This is a genomic window from Serratia silvae, assembly GCF_023282985.1.
GTDB classification, from domain to species: domain Bacteria; phylum Pseudomonadota; class Gammaproteobacteria; order Enterobacterales; family Enterobacteriaceae; genus Chania; species Chania silvae.
This window is the reverse complement of the sequence record NZ_JAGQDC010000014.1, coordinates 20,145-46,369: the sequence shown is the minus strand read 5'-3', so window position 1 is coordinate 46,369 and position 26,225 is coordinate 20,145. Positions and strand designations below refer to the sequence as shown.

Annotated in this window: 24 protein-coding genes and 4 pseudogenes; 21 read left to right on the top strand and 7 right to left on the bottom strand. The window is 54.0% G+C overall.

Going from position 1 to position 26,225, the window contains the following annotated elements; translation table 11 throughout:
* Nucleotide 1: 1 nt before the first annotated feature.
* A complete protein-coding gene (locus KAJ71_RS16470; RefSeq protein WP_248946727.1) occupies nucleotides 2-1,165 on the bottom strand; it encodes an SIS domain-containing protein in 1,164 nt (387 codons plus the stop codon).
* 77 nt (nucleotides 1,166-1,242) lie between these two features.
* Nucleotides 1,243-1,395: pseudogene (locus tag KAJ71_RS16465) on the bottom strand (transcriptional repressor AgaR); the annotation flags it as partial.
* Nucleotides 1,396-1,743: 348 nt separating this feature from the next.
* Between KAJ71_RS16465 and KAJ71_RS16460 the strand changes: the two are divergent.
* The 4 genes from KAJ71_RS16460 to KAJ71_RS16445 all read left to right on the top strand — a co-directional run bounded on the left by KAJ71_RS16460 (nucleotide 1,744) and on the right by KAJ71_RS16445 (nucleotide 5,594).
* Entirely contained in the window at nucleotides 1,744-2,016 is a 273-nt protein-coding gene (locus KAJ71_RS16460) for a hypothetical protein (protein WP_248946726.1), read from the top strand.
* 136 nt (nucleotides 2,017-2,152) lie between these two features.
* Nucleotides 2,153-3,853, top strand: a complete 1,701-nt coding sequence (olsF, locus tag KAJ71_RS16455) for a bifunctional ornithine lipid synthase OlsF (protein ID WP_248946725.1) — start codon at nucleotides 2,153-2,155, stop codon at nucleotides 3,851-3,853.
* A gap of 175 nt (nucleotides 3,854-4,028) precedes the next feature.
* Entirely contained in the window at nucleotides 4,029-4,811 is a 783-nt protein-coding gene (locus KAJ71_RS16450; RefSeq protein ID WP_248946724.1) for an N-formylglutamate amidohydrolase, read from the top strand.
* Nucleotides 4,812-4,883: 72 nt separating this feature from the next.
* On the top strand, nucleotides 4,884-5,594 hold the full coding sequence (locus KAJ71_RS16445; RefSeq protein ID WP_248946723.1) for a flagellar brake protein: 711 nt from the start codon (nucleotides 4,884-4,886) through the stop codon (nucleotides 5,592-5,594).
* 32 nt (nucleotides 5,595-5,626) lie between these two features.
* Here KAJ71_RS16445 and KAJ71_RS16440 read toward each other — a convergent pair whose 3' ends face one another.
* The 3 genes and pseudogenes from KAJ71_RS16440 to KAJ71_RS16430 form a co-directional block, all read right to left on the bottom strand.
* On the bottom strand, nucleotides 5,627-6,466 hold the full coding sequence (locus tag KAJ71_RS16440) for a PfkB family carbohydrate kinase (RefSeq protein ID WP_248946722.1): 840 nt from the start codon (nucleotides 6,464-6,466) through the stop codon (nucleotides 5,627-5,629).
* 292 nt (nucleotides 6,467-6,758) lie between these two features.
* A pseudogene (locus KAJ71_RS16435) lies at nucleotides 6,759-7,417 on the bottom strand (LysR substrate-binding domain-containing protein); the annotation flags it as partial.
* 105 nt (nucleotides 7,418-7,522) lie between these two features.
* Nucleotides 7,523-8,425, bottom strand: a complete 903-nt coding sequence (locus KAJ71_RS16430; RefSeq protein ID WP_248946721.1) for a DMT family transporter — start codon at nucleotides 8,423-8,425, stop codon at nucleotides 7,523-7,525.
* 178 nt (nucleotides 8,426-8,603) lie between these two features.
* Here KAJ71_RS16430 and KAJ71_RS16425 point away from each other — a divergent pair, with 178 nt between their 5' ends.
* The 3 genes from KAJ71_RS16425 to KAJ71_RS16415 all read left to right on the top strand — a co-directional run bounded on the left by KAJ71_RS16425 (nucleotide 8,604) and on the right by KAJ71_RS16415 (nucleotide 11,786).
* The gene (locus tag KAJ71_RS16425; protein ID WP_248946720.1) at nucleotides 8,604-9,473 is read left to right on the top strand and encodes a helix-turn-helix domain-containing protein; all 870 of its coding nucleotides are present in this window, start codon (nucleotides 8,604-8,606) and stop codon (nucleotides 9,471-9,473) included.
* A 23-nt stretch (nucleotides 9,474-9,496) separates the two neighbouring features.
* Complete coding sequence (locus tag KAJ71_RS16420; protein ID WP_248946719.1) at nucleotides 9,497-9,940, top strand: VOC family protein; 444 nt, start codon at nucleotides 9,497-9,499, stop codon at nucleotides 9,938-9,940.
* A gap of 127 nt (nucleotides 9,941-10,067) precedes the next feature.
* Nucleotides 10,068-11,786, top strand: coding sequence for a penicillin-binding transpeptidase domain-containing protein (locus KAJ71_RS16415; RefSeq protein ID WP_248946718.1), 1,719 nt, complete (start codon nucleotides 10,068-10,070; stop codon nucleotides 11,784-11,786).
* Between the two features lie 57 nt (nucleotides 11,787-11,843).
* Here KAJ71_RS16415 and KAJ71_RS23540 read toward each other — a convergent pair whose 3' ends face one another.
* Nucleotides 11,844-12,230: a type 2 periplasmic-binding domain-containing protein gene (locus tag KAJ71_RS23540; RefSeq protein ID WP_248946797.1), complete on the bottom strand. Its 387-nt coding sequence runs from the start codon at nucleotides 12,228-12,230 to the stop codon at nucleotides 11,844-11,846.
* Here KAJ71_RS23540 and KAJ71_RS16405 point away from each other — a divergent pair.
* Nucleotides 12,159-12,308: pseudogene (locus KAJ71_RS16405) on the top strand (NAD(P)-dependent alcohol dehydrogenase); the annotation flags it as partial. The gene KAJ71_RS23540 and the pseudogene KAJ71_RS16405 sit on opposite strands and share 72 nt — an antisense overlap.
* A 74-nt stretch (nucleotides 12,309-12,382) precedes the next feature.
* Nucleotides 12,383-12,556: pseudogene (locus KAJ71_RS16400) on the top strand (NAD(P)-dependent alcohol dehydrogenase); the annotation flags it as partial.
* Nucleotides 12,557-12,628: 72 nt separating this feature from the next.
* Here the strand turns inward: KAJ71_RS16400 and KAJ71_RS16395 are convergent.
* The gene (locus tag KAJ71_RS16395; RefSeq protein WP_248946717.1) at nucleotides 12,629-13,750 is read right to left on the bottom strand and encodes an OmpA family protein; all 1,122 of its coding nucleotides are present in this window, start codon (nucleotides 13,748-13,750) and stop codon (nucleotides 12,629-12,631) included.
* A gap of 804 nt (nucleotides 13,751-14,554) precedes the next feature.
* Here KAJ71_RS16395 and acpS point away from each other — a divergent pair.
* From acpS to KAJ71_RS16335, 12 genes are all read left to right on the top strand, one after another.
* A complete protein-coding gene (acpS, locus tag KAJ71_RS16390; RefSeq protein ID WP_248946716.1) occupies nucleotides 14,555-14,923 on the top strand; it encodes a holo-ACP synthase in 369 nt (122 codons plus the stop codon).
* Between the two features lie 21 nt (nucleotides 14,924-14,944).
* Complete coding sequence (locus KAJ71_RS16385; protein WP_248946715.1) at nucleotides 14,945-15,700, top strand: SDR family oxidoreductase; 756 nt, start codon at nucleotides 14,945-14,947, stop codon at nucleotides 15,698-15,700.
* Nucleotides 15,701-15,716: 16 nt separating this feature from the next.
* On the top strand, nucleotides 15,717-16,307 hold the full coding sequence (locus tag KAJ71_RS16380) for a 3-hydroxyacyl-ACP dehydratase FabZ family protein (RefSeq protein WP_248946714.1): 591 nt from the start codon (nucleotides 15,717-15,719) through the stop codon (nucleotides 16,305-16,307).
* Nucleotides 16,308-16,324: 17 nt separating this feature from the next.
* The gene (locus KAJ71_RS16375) at nucleotides 16,325-16,651 is read left to right on the top strand and encodes an acyl carrier protein (protein WP_248946713.1); all 327 of its coding nucleotides are present in this window, start codon (nucleotides 16,325-16,327) and stop codon (nucleotides 16,649-16,651) included.
* Nucleotides 16,648-17,895 carry an aminomethyl transferase family protein gene (locus KAJ71_RS16370; protein ID WP_248946712.1) on the top strand — a complete coding sequence of 416 codons (1,248 nt, stop codon included), beginning with the start codon at nucleotides 16,648-16,650 and terminating at the stop codon, nucleotides 17,893-17,895. The genes KAJ71_RS16375 and KAJ71_RS16370 overlap by 4 nt, the downstream gene beginning before the upstream one ends.
* 69 nt (nucleotides 17,896-17,964) lie before the next feature.
* The gene (locus tag KAJ71_RS16365; protein WP_248946711.1) at nucleotides 17,965-20,523 is read left to right on the top strand and encodes a beta-ketoacyl-[acyl-carrier-protein] synthase family protein; all 2,559 of its coding nucleotides are present in this window, start codon (nucleotides 17,965-17,967) and stop codon (nucleotides 20,521-20,523) included.
* A complete protein-coding gene (locus tag KAJ71_RS16360; protein WP_248946710.1) occupies nucleotides 20,520-21,755 on the top strand; it encodes a beta-ketoacyl synthase N-terminal-like domain-containing protein in 1,236 nt (411 codons plus the stop codon). Before KAJ71_RS16365 ends, KAJ71_RS16360 begins: the two co-directional genes overlap by 4 nt.
* Nucleotides 21,742-22,794: a hypothetical protein gene (locus KAJ71_RS16355; protein ID WP_248946709.1), complete on the top strand. Its 1,053-nt coding sequence runs from the start codon at nucleotides 21,742-21,744 to the stop codon at nucleotides 22,792-22,794. The genes KAJ71_RS16360 and KAJ71_RS16355 overlap by 14 nt, the downstream gene beginning before the upstream one ends.
* Nucleotides 22,791-23,531, top strand: a complete 741-nt coding sequence (locus KAJ71_RS16350; RefSeq protein WP_248946708.1) for a hypothetical protein — start codon at nucleotides 22,791-22,793, stop codon at nucleotides 23,529-23,531. Before KAJ71_RS16355 ends, KAJ71_RS16350 begins: the two co-directional genes overlap by 4 nt.
* A complete protein-coding gene (locus tag KAJ71_RS16345; protein WP_248946707.1) occupies nucleotides 23,528-24,238 on the top strand; it encodes an ABC transporter ATP-binding protein in 711 nt (236 codons plus the stop codon). Before KAJ71_RS16350 ends, KAJ71_RS16345 begins: the two co-directional genes overlap by 4 nt.
* Entirely contained in the window at nucleotides 24,219-24,899 is a 681-nt protein-coding gene (locus tag KAJ71_RS16340; protein WP_248946706.1) for a hypothetical protein, read from the top strand. The genes KAJ71_RS16345 and KAJ71_RS16340 overlap by 20 nt, the downstream gene beginning before the upstream one ends.
* Nucleotides 24,896-26,221 (top strand): ABC transporter permease, encoded by a 1,326-nt coding sequence (locus KAJ71_RS16335; RefSeq protein ID WP_248946705.1) that lies wholly within the window; start codon nucleotides 24,896-24,898, stop codon nucleotides 26,219-26,221. Before KAJ71_RS16340 ends, KAJ71_RS16335 begins: the two co-directional genes overlap by 4 nt.
* The last annotated feature ends 4 nt before the right edge of the window (nucleotides 26,222-26,225 follow it).

Below are 26,225 nucleotides of genomic sequence, written 5' to 3'. Positions count from 1 at the left end.
CTTACAGCTCGGTAGCAGAGTAGGGATAAAGGGTCACGCCTTTTACCACGCGGTTGACTTCCCCAGTTGGGCAAGGGTTATCCGGCGTCAGACTGTGCGCCAGAGAGGTTTCAAACGCCAGCATCTGGGCGAACAGCAGATAGGGAAATAACAGCCAGATATCATCGTCGGCATGATGCAAATCGGACTGGCCCGTTTTCTCCGTTGGCGAGTTGCCAAGGCCAACCATCTGCTTGGCCAAACCATCACGCTGAAGTTCGTCCCACAGATCCTGCTCATAACGCTGGGTATAGCGATTACAGGAAAGCATCAACAGCACCAACGTCTGCGGATCGACCATAAATTTAGGGCCGTGACGCAGGCCCAGCGGCGAGTCGTAGCGGGTGACGATCTGCCCGGCGGTCAGTTCCAGCATTTTCAACGACGCTTCCTCTGCCAGGCCGGTGAAACAGCTACTGCCGAGCACGATGTAACGGCTAAAGCCGCTGCTGGCCAGGGCCTTCACTTGGGATTGCAACGTTTCACGCAGTTCTCTACAGCGCTTGATCATCTGCGCCAGCGGTTGATGGGCGGCGTCAAGGGAATAGGGGCCTAACAGCAGCGCGGTGCTCAGCATCATGCAACTGAAGCTGGAGGTCATGGCAAAGCTCTGGTCGTTTGATCCCTGTGGCATCACCAGGGCACAGACGTTCTTACGGCCATGCGCATAGTTTGCCAATTGGCTGTCTGGGTTGCACACCAGCATCAGGTGATAGCACTGAGGTAGCAGCTGATCTGCCTGCGCCACTGAGGCGACGCTTTCCGGGCTGTTGCCGGAACGGGCGAAGGACACCAGCAGCGTCGGGCGTGAGGGGGCGAGAAATTGCAGCGGGTTGGCGACGATATCGGTGGTGCCGTAGGCCGCAACATCCCGGCCGGTTTTTTCCCTCAGCCACGGGGCCAAGGCCCGACCGGCAAAAGCTGAACTACCCGCACCGCACAGCACAATGTGTAGGTGCGGGTTTTGCAGCAGCGGCGTCAGGAAAGCGGAGCATTGCTCCTGTTGGGCGAGCAACTGCTGGTGCAAAGCAGCCCAAAGATCCGGCTGCTGCCAAATCTCACGGGCGGTATGCAGCGCATGATGTTGCTCCAGCCAGTCCGCATCGTAAGAAAAATAACCTGTCATGATGGTAACTCCTTAAAAAATAATCGGTTAACGCCTAATAAATGCCTGTTGATGCGGAGATTTATTGGTCGGCGATTAATCACCTCGACCCCCAGATTTTGCAGTGTATGCAGGTAATTGGCCGGAATGCGGCTGTCGGTAACCAATCGGTGGATCTGGCCGATCCCGCGGATCATGCAGAAACTGCTGCGGCCAAACTTGCTGGCGTCAACCACCGCAATCACTTCACGGCATAGCTGGTCGATAATTAATTCCCGCCGTTTTACGGTATTGATCATGAATAGCTGACTCCTGATTTACCCGTAGCAAACTCCAGCCGTGGCATGAGAGCCACAGCAACCGTTACAGGCGTATTTTCAGTCTTTCGTTGCAAATTACAGCAAACGAAACCGCGCAACGCAATCGGAAAATTTAAATATAATCTTATATTTCAACCGTTTATTCTCGATTTCCCTTTCGGTTGGTAATAAACTGAAAGCAGCATGGAAACCGACTGAAAACCGGTAATGTCTTATTTATTCGGCTAATATCCTCTTGGCCGTGCCGATTAAATCCGCCGTGGGTGAAAGCCACCCACGATGATTAATGCGGGTGAGCTTTCCTTAATTTTTTATTGCCAGCTTTGGCGCAACAGTGCCGCACCGCGTACGCCGCTGCTGTCGCCATATCAGGGGCTGCAGGATCTGCGGGCGTTGCAGTTATTGGAGAGCCTGACCGATCGCGCCACGGTGGAGCCGTTGATCGATAAGGAATTAGGGATGCGCATCACCTTCAAATGTTACCCTCACCAGGCTTCTGCCTTACTGCGACTGAGGGAACAGGTTAATGCCTGTATTGAAGCAGCGCTGTAACGACAAACGTCACCGGCTCATTGCGTAGGGCGATGTTCCCCCTTCGTGCCTGATTTCACCTTTCCTTCATCAAACGGTCATGTTCAGGTCATGGCGCTGGCATAAGTTTGCAGCGACTAGGCCAGGAGATGACCCGATGTTTACTTTGGATAGCCTGCTGCAAGATGTCTTCCCACAGCGTTCGCCCCCAGCCTGGCAGCGTAGCCTGCTAAGAACCTTACTGCGTGAAAAAGAATTCAAACAGTTTGCTGCCGAATATCCGCACCTGAAAGGGTTGGATCTGATCGAGCAGGTGGTGGACTACTTTGCTTTGAGCTGTGAACTGGTCGATGGCGATTTGGAAAACATCCCCAGCCAGGGCCCGGTGGTGTTGGTCGCCAACCATCCCATTGGTTCGCTGGATGGCTTGGTGCTGCTGCGGACGGTGGCGGCGGTACGGCCAGACGTCAAGGTGGTGGCAAACCAGCTACTGAGCTGTATCGAACCCTTACGCAATCTGTTTGTACCGGTTGATAACCTGGGCAACCGTACTAACCGCCAACAGATAGAGGCCATGCAGGCCCAGCTGGATAATCAGGGTGTGCTGATCCTGTTCCCGGCGGGGGAAGTATCCCGCATGAGTCCGAAAGGGATACGCGATGGCCACTGGCATACCGGATTTTTGCGGCTGGCCGCCAAGGCGCGGGCGCCGATCGTACCCATCCATATCAGCGCCCGTAACAGCGGCCTGTTCTATTTAACCTCGCTGATTTATCGCCCGTTATCCACCTTGTTGTTGGTGCGTGAGATGTTCAAACAGCAGGGAGGACGGATCAAAATCCGCGTCGGCGGGCGCATTCCATTTGCCCATTGGCACGATGGCCATACTCAAGCACGCGATCTTGCCGAGCGTTTCCGCCGTCATGTCTATCGGCTTGGTCAGGGGAAGCCTGGGCTGTTTACCAGTGAATCGGCCATCGCCTTGGCGGAAGATCGTCTCGAGCTGAAAAAAGCGTTGGCCGCCTGTGAGAGACTGGGTGTTACGCCGGATGGCAAAACCATTTTCCTTTATCGCCGCCAGGGGGAGGCCAGAGCACCGATCCTGCGGGAGCTTGGCCGCCTGCGTGAGATCGCTTTCCGTGCCGTGGGCGAAGGCTCGGGGCGGCGGCGTGATTTAGACAGCTATGACGACGACTATTATCACCTGGTGCTGTGGGATGAGGAGGAACTGGAGATTGTCGGTGCCTATCGCTTTATCCCCACTGCGCCGCAATTGGCCAGCAAAGGGCTGGAAGGCATCTATAGCAACAGCCTGTTCCATTACGATCGTGATATGGCACCGATCCTTGAACAAGGGATTGAGTTGGGGCGCAGCTTTATTCAACCGGCCTATTGGGGGAAGCGCGGTCTGGATTATCTGTGGCTCGGCATTGGTGCCTATCTGGCCAAATATCCGCAGTATCGCTACCTGTTCGGCCCGGTATCCATTTCAGGAGGTATGCCGGTTGCCGCTCGCGATTTGTTGATTGCCTTCTATCGCCTCTATTTCTCTCCAGACCATGCTATAGCCCAGTCACGGCAGCCTTATCCGGCCTCTTTGCCGCAGATATTGGCTCAGTTTGCCGGTGATGATTATCAGCAAGATTTGCTGCGCCTGAAAAGTCTGTTGAGCAACCTCGGTTGTTCGATCCCGACGTTGTACAAGCAATACACCGAGCTGTGTGAACCTGGCGGCGTGCAGTTTATCGACTTCGGTACCGATCCGGCGTTCAACCACTGTATCGATGGTTTAGTGTTGGTCGATCTGACGCGGCTGAAGCCTGCCCGCTATCAGCGCTATATTGCCGCTCATCTTTAGATCGATTAACAACGTAAGGGTGGCACATGTTGCGCCCATTCAGACAATCAATGGGTCATGACACACCGGCTCCGTTTTGACCGAAAGTGCGGCCGCGCCAAATTCTCCCATTAGGATATTGGTAGCTGGTGAGAGGATCGCCTAGAATTAGCGCTTTCTCGCGCCGGAGTGCCCTATGTATCCCCCCTATACCCCAACTTTGTTGTTTGCGGATGAGCCTGCGGCCGTCAGCGTTGAGCTGCCACAGGCGACTTCTCCTTTCTTGCTGCTGTGCGATCATGCGGGGCAGGCCATTCCAAAACGACTGGGCGATCTTGGTCTGGCCAGCGGCGATATCGATAGGCATATCGGCTGGGATATCGGTGCGCTGGCGGTTTCACGCCTGTTGGCTCAACGGCTGAATGCGACATTAATTCATCAGCACTACTCGCGTTTGGTGATCGATTGTAACCGAACGCCGGGTATTGCCAGTTCGATCCCACTGGTATCTGAGTTCACGCCGATACCCGGTAATCAGGGGATTAGCGCGGCGGAAGCGGTGGCCCGTGAGCAGGAAATTTTTCAGCCTTATCACCAAGCCATTAATCACACGCTGGCTGCTCGCCGCGTCAATAACCAACCCTGCGCGGTGATCGCCCTGCACAGCTTTACTCCGGTGTTTAAAGGCGATGCGCGGCCGTGGCAGGTTGGGCTGCTGTTTAATCGCCATCCACAATTTGCCTTGCTGTTGGCAGATCTGTTGCGTGCAGAAGGGGATCTACAGGTCGGCATCAACGAACCCTATGCGATGACCGATGCGACCGACTACACGCTGCCGGTGCATGCGGAACGCCATGAATTACCCTATGTTGGCATCGAGATCCGCCAGGATTTAATCGGGGATAGTGCAGGCCAGGCAGCATGGGCTGCTCGTTTTGCCCGGTTATTGCCATTATTATGGCAACGCTGGGAAATTTGACTTTAGTATTGATGGCGGTGATGATTGGATAAGGAAAGCGTTAGCGTCGATGGACAATGCTGGGAGTGGCGGGTGGAACATATTGATAACGGTCGGTTTATCAAGCAGGAGCGTTTTGAGGTGCTGGCAATTTTGCGCGACATCTATAAGCAAAGAACGCCGCTGCGTATCGCTAATCAGCAGCATGAATTTAATGGCCAGCTATTAAGCGTGGGCGCTGATAACATCGTCTTTGATTGCGATGCCCCAGAGCAGATCCCTGTAGGGAAATTCAACATTGTGATTGAAAGCCACGATGCAAAAATCGAATTTTCCGTCGAACAGGCGCAACTGATCGAGCATAACGATACGCCGGTTTATGAGGCGCGTCTGCCGAAGCAGCTGGTTTATATTCAACGCCGCCGCCAGTTACGCATCACCACGCCTTATTGGCGTGAATTTTTCTGTAACGGGGAACACAGCGATGGCACCCCGTATCAACTGCGTATTCACGATCTTTCGCCGGGCGGCGTTGGCCTGCGTATCGACGGCCCGGTGCCTGACTATATGCAGCCGGGGCTGGTGTTCAATAAGGCGCATCTGGATTTGGGGGATTACGGTAAGTTTAAGGTCAATATGGAACTGATCGCCGTGAATGAAGATCATGTTATTGATGAAGACGAAATGCATCATTTTTCGCGACTATCCTGTCGTTTTCTCAAGATGGGGATGCTGACCGAACGCAAAATTCAAAGCGCGGTGTTTGCTTTTGAGTTGGATTTCAACAAGAAGAAAAAACGCTGAGCCCCTCACCCAAAGGGTGAAGGGCCACATAGCTACTTCAGCGCCCGCAGGTGGCCGATCTCCTGCCAGCCGTGACGCGCTGCATCTTCCAATACCGCGCACACTTCATGGATCGCCGTCGGCACTGCCTTGCTGAACGATTCCCCCTGTAGCAAATGGGCAATTAACAGTGCGGTGAACATATCACCAGTGCCTTTCACCGGCGAATCGATTTTGGCATGGGTGAAGCTTTGCGCCTCTTCGGCGGTGACCAGCAACAGGCCAACTTCTTTATCGCCGTTTGCCACGCCAGGTGCGCTGGTGACCAGTATCCACTGCGTATTGCCTTTGAGTAGCGCCCGTGCAGCCTGTTCGGTTTGCTCACGCGTGCTCAGCGCCATGCCGCACAGTTGTTCAAGTTCGAAACCATTCGGCGTCAGGCCATGGGCCAAATTGAGGTACGGCGAGCGATAACGCTCAACCAGACGTTTATCAACGTAAACCCCTTCGCCGTAGTCTCCCATCACCGGATCGATATAGATCTTGATGCCCGGATTGAGGGCAATTACGCGCGGTAGCCAGTCGGCCAGAATATGGCACTGCGCCACGTCACCCAGGTAACCGATAATGATGGCACGTGCGCGACAGACAACTTCACGGGCAATCAGATCTTCCAGAAAACCGCTGAACCATTCGCTGGAGATGGCTCCCCCGTGCGGCGCGCCGTAATAGGGCGGGCAACCAAACAACACGCTCGGTACCTGCAACACCTCCAGGTTCTTCTTCAACAACGTGCGGTAGGCAATGCCATTCCCCACGCTACCGTAGACCACCTGCGACTGAATGGTGATCACATCAATTGGCGGCGGCCGCAGTTTAGAGCCTTGTTGCATGTGGACATCCTTGGTTCATTGTTATTCAAGCATAACGGTCGGCAGTGATAACTCGCCGAGGCAGGGAAGTTTAACCTATTGAAGGGCATGGCTAAAGTATGTCGCGGGGGAGTTTGATAAATTTTACCCATACGCCTTGCGGGGGCCCTGGTAACTGTTCGTGTTGCTAGTCACAAAGCTTACCGTTACCGGTTGCCTGGCGCTCGCGTCCGCGCTATTACTTGCGCCGTAGCCTAATCAGCTACTAATCATTTTGTTACTGCGCAAGCAGGCAAGATCAATTAAGCTCGGTCTACAGCGCGTTCGCCGTTTCTGTTACCAACTGGCGGAATCGGCTAATCAGCGGCGATTGCCGGTTTTCACGCAGTGCCAGGTACAGTGGGGCGCTGAGTTGCGCCTCTTCGGTGATGCTGCGAAACACGATCCCATCGCCACGAGGCGCCGCATGGAAGCCGGAACGATCGACAGCCCCAGATCGGCACCGACCAGGCTAAGCGTTGCGGGCAGGCGCGGAGCCTCCTGCACAATGCGTGGGCTAAAACCGGCACGGTGGCAAGCGGCCAGAATGGCATCATATAATCCTTGGCCCGCTGGGCGACGATAAAGGATCAGTGGTTCGTGGATCAATTCGCTTAAGGGCAGTTTCTCGCTACTGTCCTGCGCCAGACGATGGCCGACCGGTAGGGCGATCAGCATGGGTTCTAGCAACACAGGCTCGATGGTCAGTCCTGGGATACCGCTGACCGGCGAGCGTACAAAAGCCACGTCCAGACGTTCTTCCACCAGGGCTTCCATCAGTTCTCCGCTGCCAGCCTCGTCCAGCAACGTGGTAATACCGGGCAGAATATCGCGATAGCGGCGTAACAGATTGGGCACAAACGGATGCAACGCCGCCGAACTGGTAAAACCAATCGCCAAATGCCCTTGTTCACCGCGTGCCGCGCGATGGACCCAAAAAATTCACTAATCGGGACCATGGCCGGTGGCAACAGCAAAAGCACGCAGCTTTATCCGGGTGGCGTTCTGACCGGCACTTAAGGGCAAATCCTACATTATTCAAACTACGCGCCGCCGCCAAGGCGAAGTAAACATCCCCGGTTTGGAAAACATCACCAGGTTGCCCAACAGGATCAGGCACAGGCCGATCACCGCGTTCAGATGCCACTGATAATCCTCATACAGCGTGGAGATCGTCAGCGCGACCAGCGGAAACAGCAAGGTGCTGTAGGCGGCGGCCCCTGAGCCGATACGGCCAAGCAGGGTGAAATAGGCGGCAAAGGCGATCACCGAGCCAAAGATCGCCAGATAGAACAGTGAACCCAGATAGCGAGTGGTGAATTCGAGCTGAAGCGAAGCTCCCTGTGCCAGTGCGATGGCAAACATCAGCAGTGCGCCGTAGCTCATGGCGTAGGTATTGGTGGAAAGCATATCCAATCCACGGCGTTGATGGCGCGTGCTGAGCATGTTCCCCAACGAAAAGCCGTAGGTGCCCAGAGCGCTCAACCCGATCCCTTTGAGCAGTTCTGGCGCCATTTGGGTCGCCATCAGATCCTGCCAAAACAGCGCAACGATGCCGGTCATCCCCAACAGTGCCGCGGGCAGCAGGTTAGGGCTGGGGCGTTGGCGGAAGAAAATCATGCTATTAACTGCGTTGAACAACACGGCCATTGAAAAAATCACCGATTCCAGCCCGCTGCTGATATAGGCCGCCGCCAGGTAGAAACAGTAAAAGTTAAAGCCAAACACACAGCAGCCCTGCAACATGCAGAACAGGTGGTCCCGCAGGCTGATGGCCCGCAGGCGGCGTAATGCCAACATAGCCAGCCACATCATGGCGGCAGACAGCAGAAAGCGGTAACCGATCGACACGGGGATCGCCACCGTGCCTTGTTGCAGAGTAATCGCAATCCAGGTGGTGCCCCAAATCAGCACTACGGCAAGATACAACAGCGTATTCATGAGTTCTCCTGTTAATGATGCAGGGAGTATTCATCTTTTAGCGCCATAAGGCTTTCAGCCTTTTGCGGCCAATTGCATATTCTTGCGCTTATTTTGTTAAAAGCGCCTGGCGATAGCTAGCATCCTGTGCCGCCACTATTTAAACTGAATCAGCTTGGATAACAGGAATAGGGCGGCTATGGCATACCTGGCATTTGAAACACTGCACCAACATAAAGCCCGGTTGCATAACAGCGTGCAGCTGGGATCTGGCGTGCAACTGGCGGCCTGGTCCAACTGTAACGACCGTATCACCCAGGAAAGTGCCGATCACCACACCCTCAGCCTGTACGTGGCGGATGGTTACGAGTGCTATCAGAAGGTGCCAGGGGGCTGGCAGAACGGCGGCGGCCCGGATCGTTTTTGCATCATGCCGCGTCATTACGAATCCACCTGGGATGTACGTAGCAATCTCTCCTTTGTTCATCTGTATTGTACCGACCAGCATTTGCGCCATTTGGTGGAGCAGACCTGGGATCGCAGCCCCGCGGCCATTAACGTAGAGCCGCTGTCGTTTGCGGAAGATCCGCAGATCACGCTGCTGTATCGCCAGTTTTTACTTAATCACGACTGGCAAGACCGCGCCAACCAGCTGGCACTGAGCAGCGCCTCCACGCTGTTGATGTCCCATATGCTCCAGCGCTACACGCAGTTGCAATGGCGGCTGCCCAGCGTGCGTGGGGGGCTGGCTCCGGCCGTACTCAAGCGGGTGCAGGCGTTTATCAATCACCATCTCGATCAGTCGTTGGTGCTGGCAGACTTGGCCGCTCAAGCAGAATTGAGCGAGTTTCATTTTGCCCGCATGTTTAAACACAGCACCGGGCAGGCACCGCATCAATATGTGATGCAGGTGCGTTTGCAACAGGCGGAGAAACTACTGCGCAACACGCTAATGCCGCTAACCCAGATTGCGCTGGACTGCGGTTTTAGCTCGGCCAGCCATTTCAGCCACCGTTTCAAAGCGAACTATGGCTATACGCCGATACGGCTGCGGCAACAAAACCGCTAATATTGACAGTAAGGAGACAGGATATGGAACAACCCTTTTGTGGTGTTGAGGTACTTTTTGTCGCGGGTTTTGGCCCGATCACCCAGAACAGCAGCCAAAGTGTCGCGTTCTATCAGCAAGCGCTGGGTTTGCCCCTGAAGCCAATGGAAGGGAATGAGGATTATCTGCTGACCGAACACGATGCCTTGGCCGGCGTGAAACACTTTGCGTTGTGGCCTTTGGCACAGGCGGCACAATCTTGCTTTGGCCAGGATCAATGGCCACAAGACCTGCCAGTACCGCAGGCGTGGATGGAGTTTGACGTTGCGGATATGGAGAAAGCCACCCAAACGCTGCTGGATCAGGGCTATCAACTGCTGGTAGCCAACCGTTTGGAGCCGTGGGGCCAGAGCGTCACCCGTCTGCTAAGTCCGGAAGGCTTGCTGGTCGGTGTGACCTTAACACCCTGGATGCGAGCTAAGGCTTAACCTACTATTTATGCCAAATCATTATTCAACGCGTTTGTTTTTACTTTCTTACAAACTGCAACCTTCTGGCAATCTGTCTCAGGTTAGACTTAACTGATAAATAATAAGTTAAATCGCAGGCTTAACAGTGGCTCCTCCAACCAAGAAAAACGGTAAAAATTACTCGACAGCGCGTTTTGGCTGGATTTGTGCAGGCATCCTGGTCTGCTTCTTTCTCTTGATGTTCCGGGTCGGCTATTTACAGTTGCTGGAACACCAACAGTTGGCCTATCAGGCTGACCAGCGTTCAATCCGTACCCAGGTGGTGCCCACCAACCGTGCGATGATCACCGATCGTAACGATACGGCGCTGGCGGTCAGCGTTTCTTCCAAAGATATCGTGTTAGATCCCAAACATATTCTCGATACCCAAACCGATACCGGCACCGAGCGCTGGCAGAGTTTGGCTAACGTGTTGAAAATGCCGCTCGCTGATATTCAGCACCTGATCCAGGCCAACGGCCGTAAGCGCTTTGTCTATCTGGCGCGCAAGGTGGAGGATGACAACGCGGCCTATATCAGCAAACTGCACCTGACCGGCGTTAGCACCGAGCAAGACTTCAGCCGTTTCTATCCCATGGGGCAAGACGCCGCCGGGCTGATTGGTATTGTGGGGCAGGATAATCAGGGGTTGGAAGGGATTGAACTGGGTTTCAACCCGCTGTTACAGGGTAAAAACGGCCTGCGTGTCTATCAGAAAGACGGCAGCGGTGCGGTCGTCGGCGTGATCAAAAGCGTTGACCCGGTGCCGCCACCGAATGTGACGTTAAGTATCGACAAATTTATTCAGTACGTGCTGTTTTCCCAGATCCGCGATGGGGTGATTGCCAACCAGGCCGACTCCGGCTGTGCGGTGCTGGTGAAGGTGAATACCGGTGAGATCCTCGGTATGGCCAGCTATCCCTCTTTCAACCCCAATAACTACGCCAATACGCCGGTGAAAGACATTCATAACGTCTGTAGCAGCGATAGCTTTGAGCCTGGCTCGACGGTCAAACCGGTGGTGGTGATGGTGGGGTTGGATCACAAACTGATCCGGCCAGATACCGTACTGGACACCACGCCTTATACGGTGAACGGCCATCTGATCAAAGACGTGGGCCATTGGTCGAAACTGACCATTACCGGCGTGCTGCAAAAATCCAGCGATATTGCGGTTTCGCATATTGCATTGGCGTTGCCTGCCACGGTGTTGCCCACCGTTTATCGTAGCTTTGGGCTTGGGCGGCCAACCGATCTGGGGATTGGCAACGAAAGCAGCGGCTATTTACCCACTCACCGCGCCCGCTGGGCCGATATTGAACGAGCTACCTTCTCCTTTGGCTACGGCTTACGTGTCACGCCGCTGCAGATGGTGCGTGAATATGCCACTATCGGTTCATTCGGCGTTTATCGTCCGCTTTCCATCACTAAAGTGACACCGCCGGTGATAGGGCAGCAAATCATGTCCCCCGAGGTGGTCAAAACCGTGGTGCATATGATGGAGAGCGATGCGTTGCCTGGGGGGAGCGGCCTCAGTGCCGCCGTGCCGGGTTATCGCTTGGCGATCAAGACGGGGACCGCTGAGAAGATGGGGCAAAACGGCAAGTATGATGGTGGCTATATCAACTACACCGCAGGCGTGGCACCGGCCAGCGATCCGCAGGTGGCGCTGGTGGTGATGGTCAATAACCCCAAGGCAGGCAAACACTTTGGTGGCTCGGTGGCAGGGCCGGTATTTGGCAAAATTATGGCCCAGGTGCTGGAGCATATGAACATCCTGCCAGATGCCCAGCCGTTGAAGGTGGTAGCAGAAGCAAAAAGTTAAGTGTGCTTTACTCTTGATCCCGGATGGGGAGGAGCGGTCTTCAGAACGCTCCCTTCATCAAACAGCAGCATACATCGCCAGTTCCTCGGTAGAAAGCGTCAAATCCTGGTTGTCCCTAAGCCGCTCAACAGCAAGTTCAATAAACTTTCTCACCCGCAGGGGCTGAACCTCTAGGTCGATATTATTTGTCGCCACTGTAGGCGAAAATTCTCGTGTCTGGATCTCACCACCAATATCGACATACCACGGGAATATCTGCCCAGAACTCGGGTGTCGAAATACGCTGCACCGATGCAGCGCAAGTTCGTCAAGAGAGCGAGGGACGCCATGGCGACTGAGATTGTAGGACGCGTGGCTGCGGTCGGTGCCGGTGTGGCCCGGCATAAGGTTGGCGATATTGTCGCGGTGGGGTGTCTGGTTGATGCCGATCCAGCCTGCCCGCACTGTTGTGCGAACCGTGAGCAGTATTCACCAAGCAAGGTACTGACCTACAACTCACCGGATAAATATGGTACCGCACCAGTCACATACGGTGGCTATGCGCAAAGTATTGTGGTTGACGAGCACTTTGTACTGCAGGTGCTGGACAATCTGGGATCGGTGGAATTGCGCAAACGCAGGAAATGCTTGATTTTTGTGGGCAGCACAACATTACTTCAGACGTGGAAGTTATCAGCATCCAGGAGATCAACGACGCCTATGAGCGTCTGGAGAAAGGGAACGTCAAATACCGTTTTGCCATCGACATGTCCACGCTTAAGAACGTCTGACGAGCGATACCAGGCTGAGACACTGCCAAGTCATAAGTCATGCTGACACCGGGCTATCCGGTTGGCCGCGCATTACTTCTCAATCACCCGCAGATCGATTCTGCGGTTTTTGGCGCGATTGGCCTCGCTATCGTTTGGCACCAAGGGGTAAGCAGAGCCGTAACCTTCGGCGCTGATACGGCTTGCCCCAATCCCCATTTTTACCAATGCCATTCGTACCGTATCGGCACGATCCTGCGATAAACGCAGATCCATCTGTTCATTAGCCGACTTATCGGTATATCCCCCCAACTGGATCTCCACATTTGGGTAGGCGCGCAGAATATCGACAATATTCCTCAGTTGTTCCTGTGACGCAGGAGTTAACTCGGTGCGGCTGATATCGAACCGCAGGCGATCCAGTGTAAACCAACGCTTTTCGCTAGTGGGAGCATTGCTTTCAATGTAGGTGATCAGCAGGTTCTCGACGCTACGCTGCGACAATAAGAGCTGCTTGCCATCGGCCAACCGGCGGTAGGTCACATCGCTCTGACCGCTGGCCTGCATGGGTTGTAACACGCTAAAGCCCCGCAGCGAAAACAGCAGCGATACCAGCAATAGCAGCACCAACGTTAGCCACGGCCAGATACGGCCTTTGGGGGGCGGTAGCGATCCGGTGCGGGAAACCGCCGGATCGGCTGGGATAAGAGCAGGTAGCTGGTTGAGCACTGCCGTTGGCTGGGCTGCGGCAATCCGTGGCAACTGCCACTCGAGCCAGCCTTTCAATGACGGTGATTGTAGAGAACGTTGGCGGAGATATTGGCCCAGCAGGCCAAATACCACAGCAGAGGCCACGGAAAACAGCCGTTCGGCGACCTGTTTCTCCAGCACATAAAAGCTCACAAACAGCTGGGTGAGGTGCTTCAATTTGTGGCCAAGTACCATCGTCAGCAATGCTGGGCTGAATTTGCCCAATGCTTCATCCAGAAAGCGTAATTCGAAGTGAGGAGTGTGTCCGACTTGCTGGCGGAAACGGAGAGAGTTGTCATTGCGATGCAGGTAGTCGCGGGTTTTTTGCAGGATCAAGGCCCCCATGCCGTTTAGGCATAGCGCGATCTTTTCCTGAGCCGTTGCCAGCTTTTGTTCCAACACCGTCAGCACCTGGGGCGAGAACGCCGCCGTCTGCTGGTTAATGACATTTCCCATCTGGTACATCTGGAACCTCCATTTAATCTGCGCGCATTCTGCACCGCAGAGTATGGTCAGTTCAACTTATTAAATTCTGAAATTATCATTGGATATATCTGATGTTTCAGCGTGATTATGGGGATTTTCTTAGTGCGGCCGATTCTGCTGCTGAGCCTAGACTGGCAGAGTAACAGATTGGCCCGAAATGCCGAAGAGATTACTGCTTAAAAATTGACTAACAAGCAGAAAGAGTTGGCTACCAGGATCGCTTGATCATCGCTACCAGGTTAGGGAGTTCATCTTATTTCAATTGCTAATCATCAATTCCATGGGGGAGTAACAACTGGCTGTAACAAGAGTTATGATTAAAATCTTCATGATGAGAATTAATGATTACAATGTTATTTTATTCAAGTGGAATATAAGCCATGATTAAATGGGTTAATTCTATTGTTTATCTTGATTGATTCTTATTTTTCGCGAATAATCCTGTTTGCATGGATTATTCTCAAGAAGGTAAAGTCTCGCTTAGTTAATAAAAAAAAGGCACATGCAGCAATTTCATCTAATGAAATGAATTTTAATTCTGAAAATTTTTACAAAATCAGTTAAAAATACCATTTTATTCATTGTCGGTGTTTTTTAATGGTGCTTTATTGATTGTATTTGACATTTTACGATAATATTCACACCAGACAATTACATGCAGGGAAAATATCAACCTTAATTTAGCGCAGAGAAAGTCTGTTGAGTGTCGCTATATTCCACCTGTATATATTTTGCTTTCACGCGAAACTGCTTCAATGGACTTGAGGAAGGGAGTCGGGACGGATGAATCTTGGTGTGGATATTATTGAGATCGCACGGGTAAACACCGCGTTAACGCGAAGTGGTAATGGGTTGGTACAACGTTTGCTAACCCAGACAGAGCAGCAGGTTCTGGGGGATTTGGCCGAAAACGTCGAACGACTGGCTGGTTTCTGGGCAGCCAAAGAAGCTGCGGTGAAAGCGCTTGGTACCGGGTTCCGCCTGGGGATCCTATTCCATGACATCGAAATCAGACACGATGATTTGGGTTGCCCTTATTATTTCTTCAGCGGTGAATTTGCCAGATTGATGCAGGAGAAAAAACTGACTCACGCCACGCTGAGCATTTCTCATTGTCAGTCGCATGCCATTGCCGCTGCGGCATTGGGTTAATTATTAAATAAGGGAATATCTATGTCTCACTATCCCGATATCGGGGGGAAGAATGTGGTTATCACTGGCGCCAGTGGTGATATTGGCTTGGCTATTTGTGAGAAATATCTTGAGCAGCAGGCTAAGGTTTTTGCTATTTACCATCATGATAATAGCGGTCTGGAAAAATTAAAAGACTCCCATCCGCAGGGTGACAATCTGCAGATCTTGCAGTGCAATGTTGCTGATGTCAGTGAGGTGTCCAGCCTGGCCGAAGAGCTTGAAAAACGAGCGCATGCGGTGCATGTGCTGATTAATAATGCCGGGATCTACAAAGACAACGTATTTTCCGCACTGACGTATGACGAGTTTGATCAGGTTATTAAGGTCAACCTGTATGGCACCTTTACCATGACCAAACAGTTGCTGCCATTATTGCGCCATGCCCGCAATTCGACGGTGGTAAATATATCTTCGGTATCCGGTCTCACCTCCAGTTTTGGCCAGACCAATTACAGCGCTGCCAAGGCCGGCATCATCGGCTTTACCCGCACTCTGGCCAATGAGATGGCTGCCAAGGGGATCCGCGTTAATGCCGTGGCACCGGGCATGATCGAATCCAGAATGGTGAAAAAGGTGCCGCGTCAGATTGTGCGCACCGTAATGTCAGCCATCCCGTTGAAGCGTCTTGGTCGTGTCGACGAGATCGCCAATGTGGTGGCATTTTTAAGCTCAGACGCATCCAGCTATATCGTTGGCCAGACTTTGGTGGCTGATGGTGGCTTGGTGATGCGTTAATCGACAGGAATGTTGCATGGCTAATTATAACAAGAGCTTAGTCTCATCCACTTTGTTGCTGAAGATGGGAGCTTGGCGTGCACCGATATTTATGGTGGATCGCATCGTGGATTTTACGCCGGGTGAAAAGGGATCAATCACCGTGATCAAGCATGTCACCTTTAATGAATCCTATATCCCAGGGCATTTCCCTGATAACCCGGTGATGCCTGGGGTGATGATCGCCGAGATCTTTGGCCAGTCCAGTGAGTATCTGAGCCTGCTGAACGATTTCTGCCAACTGCATGAACGAGAAACCCAGCAGCCATTGAAGAAATTCGATGAGGTGTCGCGGGCACTGCATACATCAGAGGGCGCTGCGCGGGTGATTGCCGAGCGTGCACGGGTGATCGGCGTCCTGGCTTCTCAGGACGTCAAATACAAGAATATGGTTTCGCCGGGTGACACTATTGAAGTGAATAGCCGCCTGGCCTTCGCCGATATCAACGGTTTCCACCACTACGAGGTGGAGGCTCGAGTTGGCCGTAATGTGGTGTGCGTTGGGCGTATTGTCAATTTCCGCACCGATCGCAGTCAGGCTGAAAGCAAAGGTATGCACGTTAACTAACAGGGAGAAATGCCGTAATGAGTAGCATCGCGCTTAATGCAACGATTGAACAGCGCAAGTCTGTGCTGGAGACGATCAAAACAGGCTTGATAGAGCGCCTGAACCTCTACCAGAGCGTCAAACAGATTGACGATGATACGCCGCTGTTTGGTAGTGGGTTGAAGTTGGATTCGGTGGATGCCACCGAAGTCATCGTACTCCTTGACGAGACCTTCGGCATCCGCGTGAAAGAAGGCGACGATCCTTCCTACATGCGCAGCATCAACACCTTGGCTTCGTTTGTTATCGCCAAGCAGGGGGAAACCACCAACGAATCAACAGCAGCAGGAGCGGACCAGGAATGAGCAGACTCACTGAAATTCATCAGCAGCACGGCGCGGTAATGGGGGAACGCAACGGTGTCGCCATTCCTGCTAGTTATTGCACTGCAGATGAGGAGCACCAGGCTGTACGTAAAAATATTCTGCTGTCCGACTACTCTCATTTCGGCATCGCCGCTATCAGCGGGGAGAGTGCCTGGTCGTTGCTCAATCAGTTGGTTTCCGGCGATGTTTCGTCAATCCGCGATGAACAGGCGATGTACAGCCTGCTGCTCGACGAGCAGGGCCATATCATCACCGATCTGTATATTGCCTGCGATGACGAGCGTTTTCTGCTGCTGTCGGAGTGGGTCAGCGGTGAAACGTTGTGTGAGATGCTGCGTGCCAAGCTGGCAGGAAATGAAGAAGAATTTGAAGACATTGAGTCGATCGAATCGCTGACGCCTGAGTGGGGCATGTTGCATTTTGAAGGCCCTTACGCTTGGGAGCTATTGGCCGAAGTCTATGGCATGGACGTTATTGGCCTACCGTTCCAGGAACATATGCACGTTGAGGACGATCTGATCCTGCTGCGCAGCGGCAAGCATGGCGAATACTCCTACAAGCTGATGGGTCCGCAGGAGTTGCTGGCCGACGTCTGGAAGCAGATGTTGGCCGCTGGTGAGAAATACGATATGCGTGCCGGTGGGTTGAACTACCAGCGTATGGCACGGTTGGAAAACCCTTGCTGGGAACCTGATGTTTTCAATGCCTACACGAGTTGCCCGATCGCGCTGCAGATGCAGTGGGCCGTGCGTTACGACAAGGACGGTTTCACCGGTCAGGAAAGTTTAAGTGGACGCGTAGAGCAGGGTGCCAGCCACCGGGTAGTGGGAATGACCATTGCGGGTAAGCCGCAAGCCGTTCCCCAACGCGGTGACAAAGTGATGTTCGAAGGTAATTGCATCGGTGAAGTGATCGTCTGTGACTATTCGGCGGATCTGGAAGCCTGTCTGGGCCGACTGTTCCTGACGGACGCCTGGGCCTGGGCCGATATTGATGCCTATCAGGTGGTCACGGCCAGCGGCCCGGTCGCGGTGATGACGTCAGCGGTGCCTTTCGCCCGCAACTACAGCTTCCTGATTAATCCCTCTGAACACAGCTATGTTGACAGCACGCGTCCGCGCGACCTGTTGCAGCAGTTTGAGTGGCAAAAGCAGAAGGAAGAGCAAGCTCAAGCTGAAAAAGACGCGCTTGCCGCAGCCGTTGATAACGCACCGAAAGCGTAACGTTCTCTTGCGCCATGGCAACATGGCGCATCCACTTTTGATTCATTGTTTGCTGACACGGAAGACACTATGACAGTCACGCGCAAACGAGTGGTGATCACCGGTATGGGTCACCTCTCTTCCATTGCCTCCAACGTTGCCGAATTCAAACAGGCGCTGCTGAATAAAACCTGCGGAATAAAACCCAGCAAAAAATATCTCGAATGGTTCGAGGATGCGAACGCCTCTGAGGTATTACAGCCGTTGAGCTGGCCCGATCTTTCCGCTGAAACCGTCGCTGCGTTGGATAATGCCGCACTGTGGGCTTATAAGGTCGGTCATGAGGCCTTAGATCAGGGGCAATTACCTCGTGGCAAACTCCGTGATAAGACCGGCCTGATCATCGGTGTCTCCTCCGCCGGTACTGAGGCGTTTATTCCGCTGATCGAGCATCAGATGGAGCGTTTTTCGCTGAAAAAGGCCATGGTTTCCGGCAGCTTTGCCTCCTGTAGCGCTATTGTTTCCTCGCTGCTGGGGCTGAAGGGCGGTTTTGAACTGGTTGCGACCGCCTGTACGGCCAGTACCAACGCGATGGGTATTGGCTATGACCTGATCCAGAATGGCAAGAATGCCACTGTTCTGGTGGTCGGCACCGAGCCTATCTATCTGCCGACATTTGCCGGTTTTTATGCGCTACATGCCATGAAACGTACGCCGTCCAGCCCGTTCTCTGGCACACCAGGAATGTCGATTGGTGAAGGTGCGGGGGCGTTGCTGTTGGAAGAGTACGAACACGCCGTTGCTCGTGGTGCCACAATCTATGGCGAAATGGTGTCTTATGCCACCTCTTGCGATGCCTATCACGAAACGGCACCGGATCCTCGTGGCGATGGTGCGGTGCAGGTGATGCGCCATGCTATGCAAAATGCCGCTATCGGGCCACAGAATATTGACTACATCAATGTTCATGGCACAGGAACCGAGGCCAACGACCGTTGCGAAACATTGGCAATGAAAAAGGTCTTCCCGAATATCATGGATATTCCGGTCAGTTCTACCAAAGCCTATGTCGGTCACAATATCGGCTCCGCCGGGATTATCGAACTGATTGCCTGCTTCCTGACGTTGCCTGATAACCAGATCCTGCCTACCCTCAACTTTAGTACGCCTCGACCGAACTGCGATCTCAACTATGTACCCAATGAGTTCCAGCAAGGCGAAGTCAAAATGTTCATGAAGAACAACTACGCCTTCGGCGGCAACAACTGCTGCGTGATTGCCAGCGTGAAACCCGAACAAAGTCCGGCCAGTCACTACCAACGTAAACGTGTGGCTATCACTGGCATGGGCGCGGTGACGTCGGTAGGACACACCTTGCAGAGTATGCTGGAGAAAATGTGGGCCAGGGAGCCGTTATCACAGCTCTATCCACTGGTGCTTGAGGCCAGCACCCGCGAGGAGTTCCGCGGAATACTCAACACCATGCGGAATAACCGCGAAGTGGTTGACTACATGCACAGCCATTTCGGCGGTCTGGATGTGGAAAGCGAGTTGAATAAACCAACCGGGGTGCATCAGGTGCAGGGCCTTGATGCGCGTAAAATGTTGCGTCGTTTTGACCCGCGTAAAGCCAATACCATCAGCACCTTTGCCTTGCTGGCCATCACCCAGGCAATGACCGACGCCGGGCGCAAGGTCAAGCGTGACGGTCAGACGCTAGGCATGATCCTCGGCATGTCCAAGGGGCCGCAGGCGACGGTGGATCGTTATCTGCAAAGCCTGTTCCCAGACCCAACCAAAGTGCGGACCTCGGAGTTCCCAGGTTCGTTGATGAACGCGATCTCAACCTTCTGTTCCATTTCTGAAGGGATCAAGGGCTATAACACCTCGCTGGCCACCGGTATCAACGCCGGACTGGGGGCACTGACTTACGGCTACGAGTTGATCCGCCAGGGTCTGCAACCGCAGATGATTGTTGGTGGTGCAGATGAAAATATGAGCACCTTTGCTATTTATCTGCAAGCGCTGAACAGCGATCTGCAACTAACGTGTGATCCGGCCGATTTCAAGATCTACAGCAAGGACGCCAAAGGCTATGTCCCGGGTGAAGGGGCTGGCATGCTGCTAATTGAAGATTTGCAGCATGCACAGGATCGCGGCGCCCATATTCACGCCGAGATTGCCGGTTACGGCAAATCTAATGATGGTTGTTACTTTGCGCCGGAAGATATGCCTGCCAGGGTTGAGTCCATGACGGCGGCAATTTGTCAGGCATTGCAGGAAGCTGAGATTAACCCGGAAGAGGTGGATCTGATCTGCGGCACCAGCGACGGCACGCCTAGCCGTGATGCTGTTGAGATCGGCGCGGTACGCCGTGCATTCGGTGCGGCCAGTTGTAATATCCCTTTTGTTAACTACAACGCTTGGTTTGGCCTGGTGGAATCCAGCATCGGCATCCTCAATATCGCGGTGGTCACGGAGATCATGAAACGCGGTGAAATCCTGCCAATCCCGTATACCGAAAACTTCAGCGCGGATGATATCGCCTTTGTCAGCCAACCGTTGCAGAAAACCGTCCGTAACGCGCTGATGCTTGGCGCTACGGAAGGGGGTAACCACTATGCCGTGCTGCTGAGGAGTATGGCGTGAGCCAGAACGTCGTCCTTAGCGGTTGGGGCGTCAGCAGTGCCTATGCGCCGGATTTTCCGGCGCTGATCGACGGGCTGACAAAACAGCGCTTGGTCAGTACTCAACCCTGGTTTGCCACCAAAAGCGAATGGCAGGACTTACGCTTGAGCTGTAACCCGCACTATGCCGCAGAATCTCAGCCATCAGGCACGCCTTTTGAGCGCTTACAATCAGTGATCGTCCAAGCGCTTGGCGTAGCTGAATCAGATGTGGCGCAACTACGAGGGAAACGGGTTCGGGTTTATCTGGTGGGCCATGGTGAGCGTGCCAATATCGCCGATTTTCTCGGTTATCAGGATCGCAACGACCAGGAAGAACTGCTGTTGTTCCCGCAAATCAAGCGGCTTCATGCCTCCAGCTACGATCAGGATCGACTGGCGCGGCAGTTAACGCAAGCTTATCAGCTTAGCTGGCCACCGACTTCGCTGTATTGTGCCAGTAACTCCTCGTTAGCGGCGGTGCATCTGGCTCAGGCGACGGTAGCCGCCGGAGAAGCCGATCTGGTGCTGGTTATCGGCTGGGTAGACACCCTGATGCAGGACGTTATTTTCCTGGGGGGGCAAGGCATGTTAGGGGAAGGTAAGGGGCAGCCGTTCAGCAACCACGACAGCAGCATTCTGCCTACCAACGGTGCCGTAGCCTTGATTATGGAAAGTGAACAACACGCCCGCCAGCGTAATGTTGTTCCCACCGTCCGCCTGCGCAGTTCGGTTTTTTGTCAGAGCGGTGGTGCCCGGGGCAGCAGTTCCTTTACTGCGGATTTCCGCACAATCGCCCAGACGCTGGAACGCGCGGTTCAGGAAGCGGGCCTCACGGCACCAGAGATTGCCTGCGTTTTCCCCCATGCCAATGGCGTGATCGCCAGCGATAAAGCGGAAGCCATGGCGTTGCAAAAGATCTGGGGGAAATCAGGTATTCCGGTGGTCAGCTACAAAGGTCAGGTTGGGTACATGGTCACCTGTTGCGGCCTGTTGGACCTGATGCTGATCGCCGATGCGTTACAACAACGCCGGTTGCTGGCGCTGACCTCCCGCTATCCTATCGACGAAAGCCTGCAAATCCACGTCCATGCCGACTGCCCGCCGTTGGCGCTGGAGCAGGCTCACATCTTGAAGTCTGGTATCGGGCTAGATGGCTCGGCCATCGCCATGGTGATCTCCCGATGTCAGGAGGATAGCGATGAACATGGTTAAACGAACCGTCCCCGCGACGGCCATTAATCTGGTGGGCTTCTCGTTGCTGGAGCCACGAATGTCGATGCAGCGTTTTTCCCCCAGTTGGTACAACGTGTGGGAGGCTTGGCTACATAAAAAAGCCAATGCCAAGGCGGGCAGCAATCAGTGGTTATTCAAGCGGTTCGGCGTTGACAGTGAAACCTTGCCTGAAGAAGCGCTACGCAAAGCCAATTACCGCGACTGGCTAAACGGGCTGAGTGCTGCCTGCACCCAGGCGGTAGCGCAGCTGGGCAGCAAGGACGAGTTTCGGTTACGCCATGAACGCAATGCACTGATTTACGTTGATGCCTGGGGGGAAACCTCCGTCTTTGAAGGTGCCAACAGCTGGCGCGACTCATTGAGCATCGACATTCTGCCAAAGAACATCGTGCGGGATTACGGCATCAAGGATTTCACCTGCAAACTGCGGGGGGAGCGCAACGGCTTAATCAACGCTCTGCGGGTGGCACAAGACTGCCTGAACAGCAATATGGCCGATAATGTGATTATCTGCGGTCAATTTCGCAGTTTTCCGGCGATGGTGTTTTCTGAAGCACAGCGATTCCCCGCATCAACCGAGCACGGGCAGATGCCTGCCAACAGTCAGTTCAGCGTTGAGCGCGTCGGTTGCATGATCCTCAAGAAACTGCCTGGTCAAGGCGTAGCCTTGCAGTTGAGTGACTATCAGCTCCTGCCCGATTCAGCGCTTCAGCGTGCCATGTTGCTGGCCGATCGTTGTAAACAGTATCTCGGCGCGGATACCCGCGCGGTATTGGGGATCACACCACCCGCGCAGTCACTGCGAGCCGTGCAGCGGAAGGCATTCGAACAGTTACCTGCCGGTCTGTCCTGCGTATCGCTCTCTGAGCTATACGGTGACAGCGGCTGCATGAACCCGGCGCTCGCCTGGCAATACCTGTTACAGGGCAATATCACCGGGCATAGCCTGTTGAGCGTGCTCGATGGTGAAGGGGGAGCCTGGCTATTGGAGAACTGGGTTGCGGAGACGCAGCCATGATGATGCGCTATCTGTTTCCACTGGTGGTGGCGTTGATCGCTATGCCGCTGCAGGCCCGCCCGTTCAATGACTACCTGGCGGTTTACCGCATTCTGCCTTTACAGGGGGAAACGCCGATCGGTGAATACCGGGTTGCCCAACGTTGGGATGCACAGCGCAACCACTATGTCCAACAGGCAAGCATTACCTTTTCCTGGCGGATACTGCTGAGTACTCATCACTATCGCTATCAGGATGAGGTGTGGTATGGGCTAGACAACAGCCTGAGCTACCGTCTGCATGAAGACAACGATGGCAAGATCCGCACGGTCAAGGGCGAGTTACCCGCGCAGGGTGCGGCGCTGACCCTGAACATCAATGATCAACAGGGAAACAGGCAGATAATCATTGAGAAGAACCAGTTCGATTACACTCTGTTCGCGCTGCGTTTTCCTACCCCCTGTAACCCACAACTAACGGGCAGCCAACGCCGGGTTCGTTCGCTGGCCCCCATCAGCGGGGATATTGCTTCAAGCCTTAGCCGTTATCTCGGTATGACCGATCTACGCCTGCCGGGCCTGACTGAACCATTCAACGATCTGTGCTTGATCGAGACGACCAGCAGCAGCAAACAGAGCAACCGCCGTTCGTGGGTGGATCGCGACGGCTATCTGGTGTACGAGACGTCGGCCAGCTACCGCCTGTTGCTGGTGCCGGAAGCCTCTCACTTACCGCCAAACCATCAGGAAAAATCATGACCATACATACCGCGCAACCGCTGCCTGTGGTGTCGATGCAACAGGCCAGCAAACAATTTGGCAAAGGGCCGGGTGCCATTGTGGCACTGGGGGCGATCACCACTGACATTCATGACGGCGAGTTCATCGCCTTGTGCGGGCCTTCTGGCAGTGGCAAAAGCACGTTGCTGAATCTGATGGCCGGGATCGATTATCCCACTGGCGGCCATGTTTATCTGTTGGGCAACGACTTATCGACGCTCAATGATAAGCAAACCGCTCGTTTGCGTGCCGATGCGATCGGCTTCGTGTTCCAGTTCTTCAATCTGTTGCCGGTACTGAGCGTGTTCGACAACGTTTACTACCCGCTGATGCTAAACGGTTTCAGCCGCCGCGTGGCGCAGGATCAGGTCATGGACATGATCGAGAAGGTTGGGCTGGCGGCGCACTACAAACGTCCGCCGGGTGAGCTTTCCGGCGGGCAACAGCAGCGGGTGGCAATCGCTCGTGCGCTTGTGAAACGCCCAAGGCTGATCGTGGCCGACGAACCCACCGGCAATCTGGATACCCGCACCGGGCAAGAGATCGTCGATCTGCTGCTCACCATGAATCAGGAATTGAAAACCACGTTTGTTATTTCCACCCACTCATTGCAATTGCGCGATCGGGCCAAACGGGTGTTGGAAATCAGAGATGGGGAGTTGGAAAATGATTATGTTACGGCTTAAACGTTACGCTGTCACTTTTTTGCTATTAACCTGCAGCCTGGCGCAGGCGACCAGTCAAGCCCAGATGCAGCAGGAAGCGCAGAGCAACCCGCGGCTACAGGCCATCTTGGCGATAAATTCCCAGGCGGCGATGGGCCAGTTAGCCGGCGCGACCAGCCAGTTGCAGGCGTTGTATCAACAGCACCCGGACTACCGCATTGCCAAGATGTTTTATGGTTACGGGCAGCTGTTTATGGCGACGGAGTTTCTGGCCAAGAAGAACTACCTGCGTGCGGCGGAATCCTCAAAGCTGGGTTTCTTTTATATTGACGAAGCGGCGGAAAGCGATGAACACGACTGGCAGATGCGCTTCCTGCGCGCCCGGATGGATGCCTTTGTGCCGACCAGTAATGGCCGCTGCGTCGTTGCCTTGAAAGATCTGACCTATCTGCACCAAAACACGGCAGTGCCCGCAGAGCTGAAGCCGATGATGACGCTGATGTCGGCACACGCGCTGGGCAGTTGCCACCGAGAGGCCGATGCCAAAGCGGCCTGGGCGGCATTGGCACAGCAGGGCGAAGAGGGCAAACGGCTGTCTGAGTTGAAAGGCCGCGGCGCACCTGAATGGACGCCTGCCGAACTGAGCGCCATTATCCAGCCGCTGGCGGAGGTGACGCTATGATGAATGCCCTGTTCTGGATTTCCAACGTCATTATCGCCTATGCATTGGTGGTAGTGATCGTGACCATAATCCGTAAGCCCACCGATATCCGTTATACCTTCCTGAACCTGTTCCGCCAGCGTCGCCGCTCCGGGGTCACATTACTGGCGATCACGCTGGGGGGCGTGGCGGTGTTTATCTTCGGTGGCTTTGTCGATTACTCGTTCTGGGCGCTGCGGGAGCAGACCATCCGCACCAACCTCGGGCATATCCAGCTGTATGAGAAAGGCTATCTCGACAGTGGGGCCAACAACTCGTTGCAATACACCATCAGCAACTACGATGAGGTGAAAAATCTCCTGCAGGCCGACAGGATCATCGCGCCGAACATCGCCACTATTACCGGCCAGCTGGCGTTTACCGGCATTATCTCCCAGTACGACAAGGGGGCTTCCACCTTCTTTAGCGGCGTAGGGATTGAACCCCAAACCTCACTGGTGCTGGGATCGCTCGACAAAATCATCTCCGGCAGCGATCTATCGCGGGTGGAGCAGCAGGACATCACCATCGGATCGGGTATCGCCAGTGCCTTATCGGCAGGCTATGGCGACTGGGTCGATATGTTGGTGGTCAACCCGGAAGGGGGACAGAACGCCATGTCTTCTCAGGTACGCGGTGTTTTCCAGTCCGGGATCAAAGAATATGACGATACGGCGATCAAAATGCCCCTGCAAACTGCCCAACGGCTGTTACAGACCAACGATGTCAGCAAAATCATCATCATGTTGCAGAACACGGAGCAAACCGAGGCGGTGCTGGCACGCATAAACCAGCTAATTGCTGAACGTAAACTCAATCTGGAGGCACGCTCCTGGGATGAGCTGGCGATTTTCTATCATCAGGTGGTCAATCTGTTTGAAGGGATCTTCCTGTTTATCAAATCTATCGTCAGCGTCATTGTGGTGTTTATGATCGGTAACACCTTGATGATGAACGTCATTGAGCGTACGCGGGAAATTGCTACGCTGCGCGCGCTGGGCCTTAACCAATCCTACATCGGCCGCCTGTTTGTGCTTGAAGGGATCATCATCGGCATTATCGGCTCACTGCTGAGCGTCAGTTTCGGCATTCTCATCGCCTCGCTCATCAATATCAATGGCATACCGATGCCGCCCTCACCAGGGTATACCCAGGGCTATCTGGCCTTTGTGATGTGGGATCAGGATATCAACCTGTTCTGGTTCTCCTGTGCGTTGCCCTTGGTCACGGCATTGATCGCGTCAATTATCCCGGCACGCCGGGCGTCGAAACTGGTAATCGCGGAAGCTTTCCGCTTTGTTTAAACCC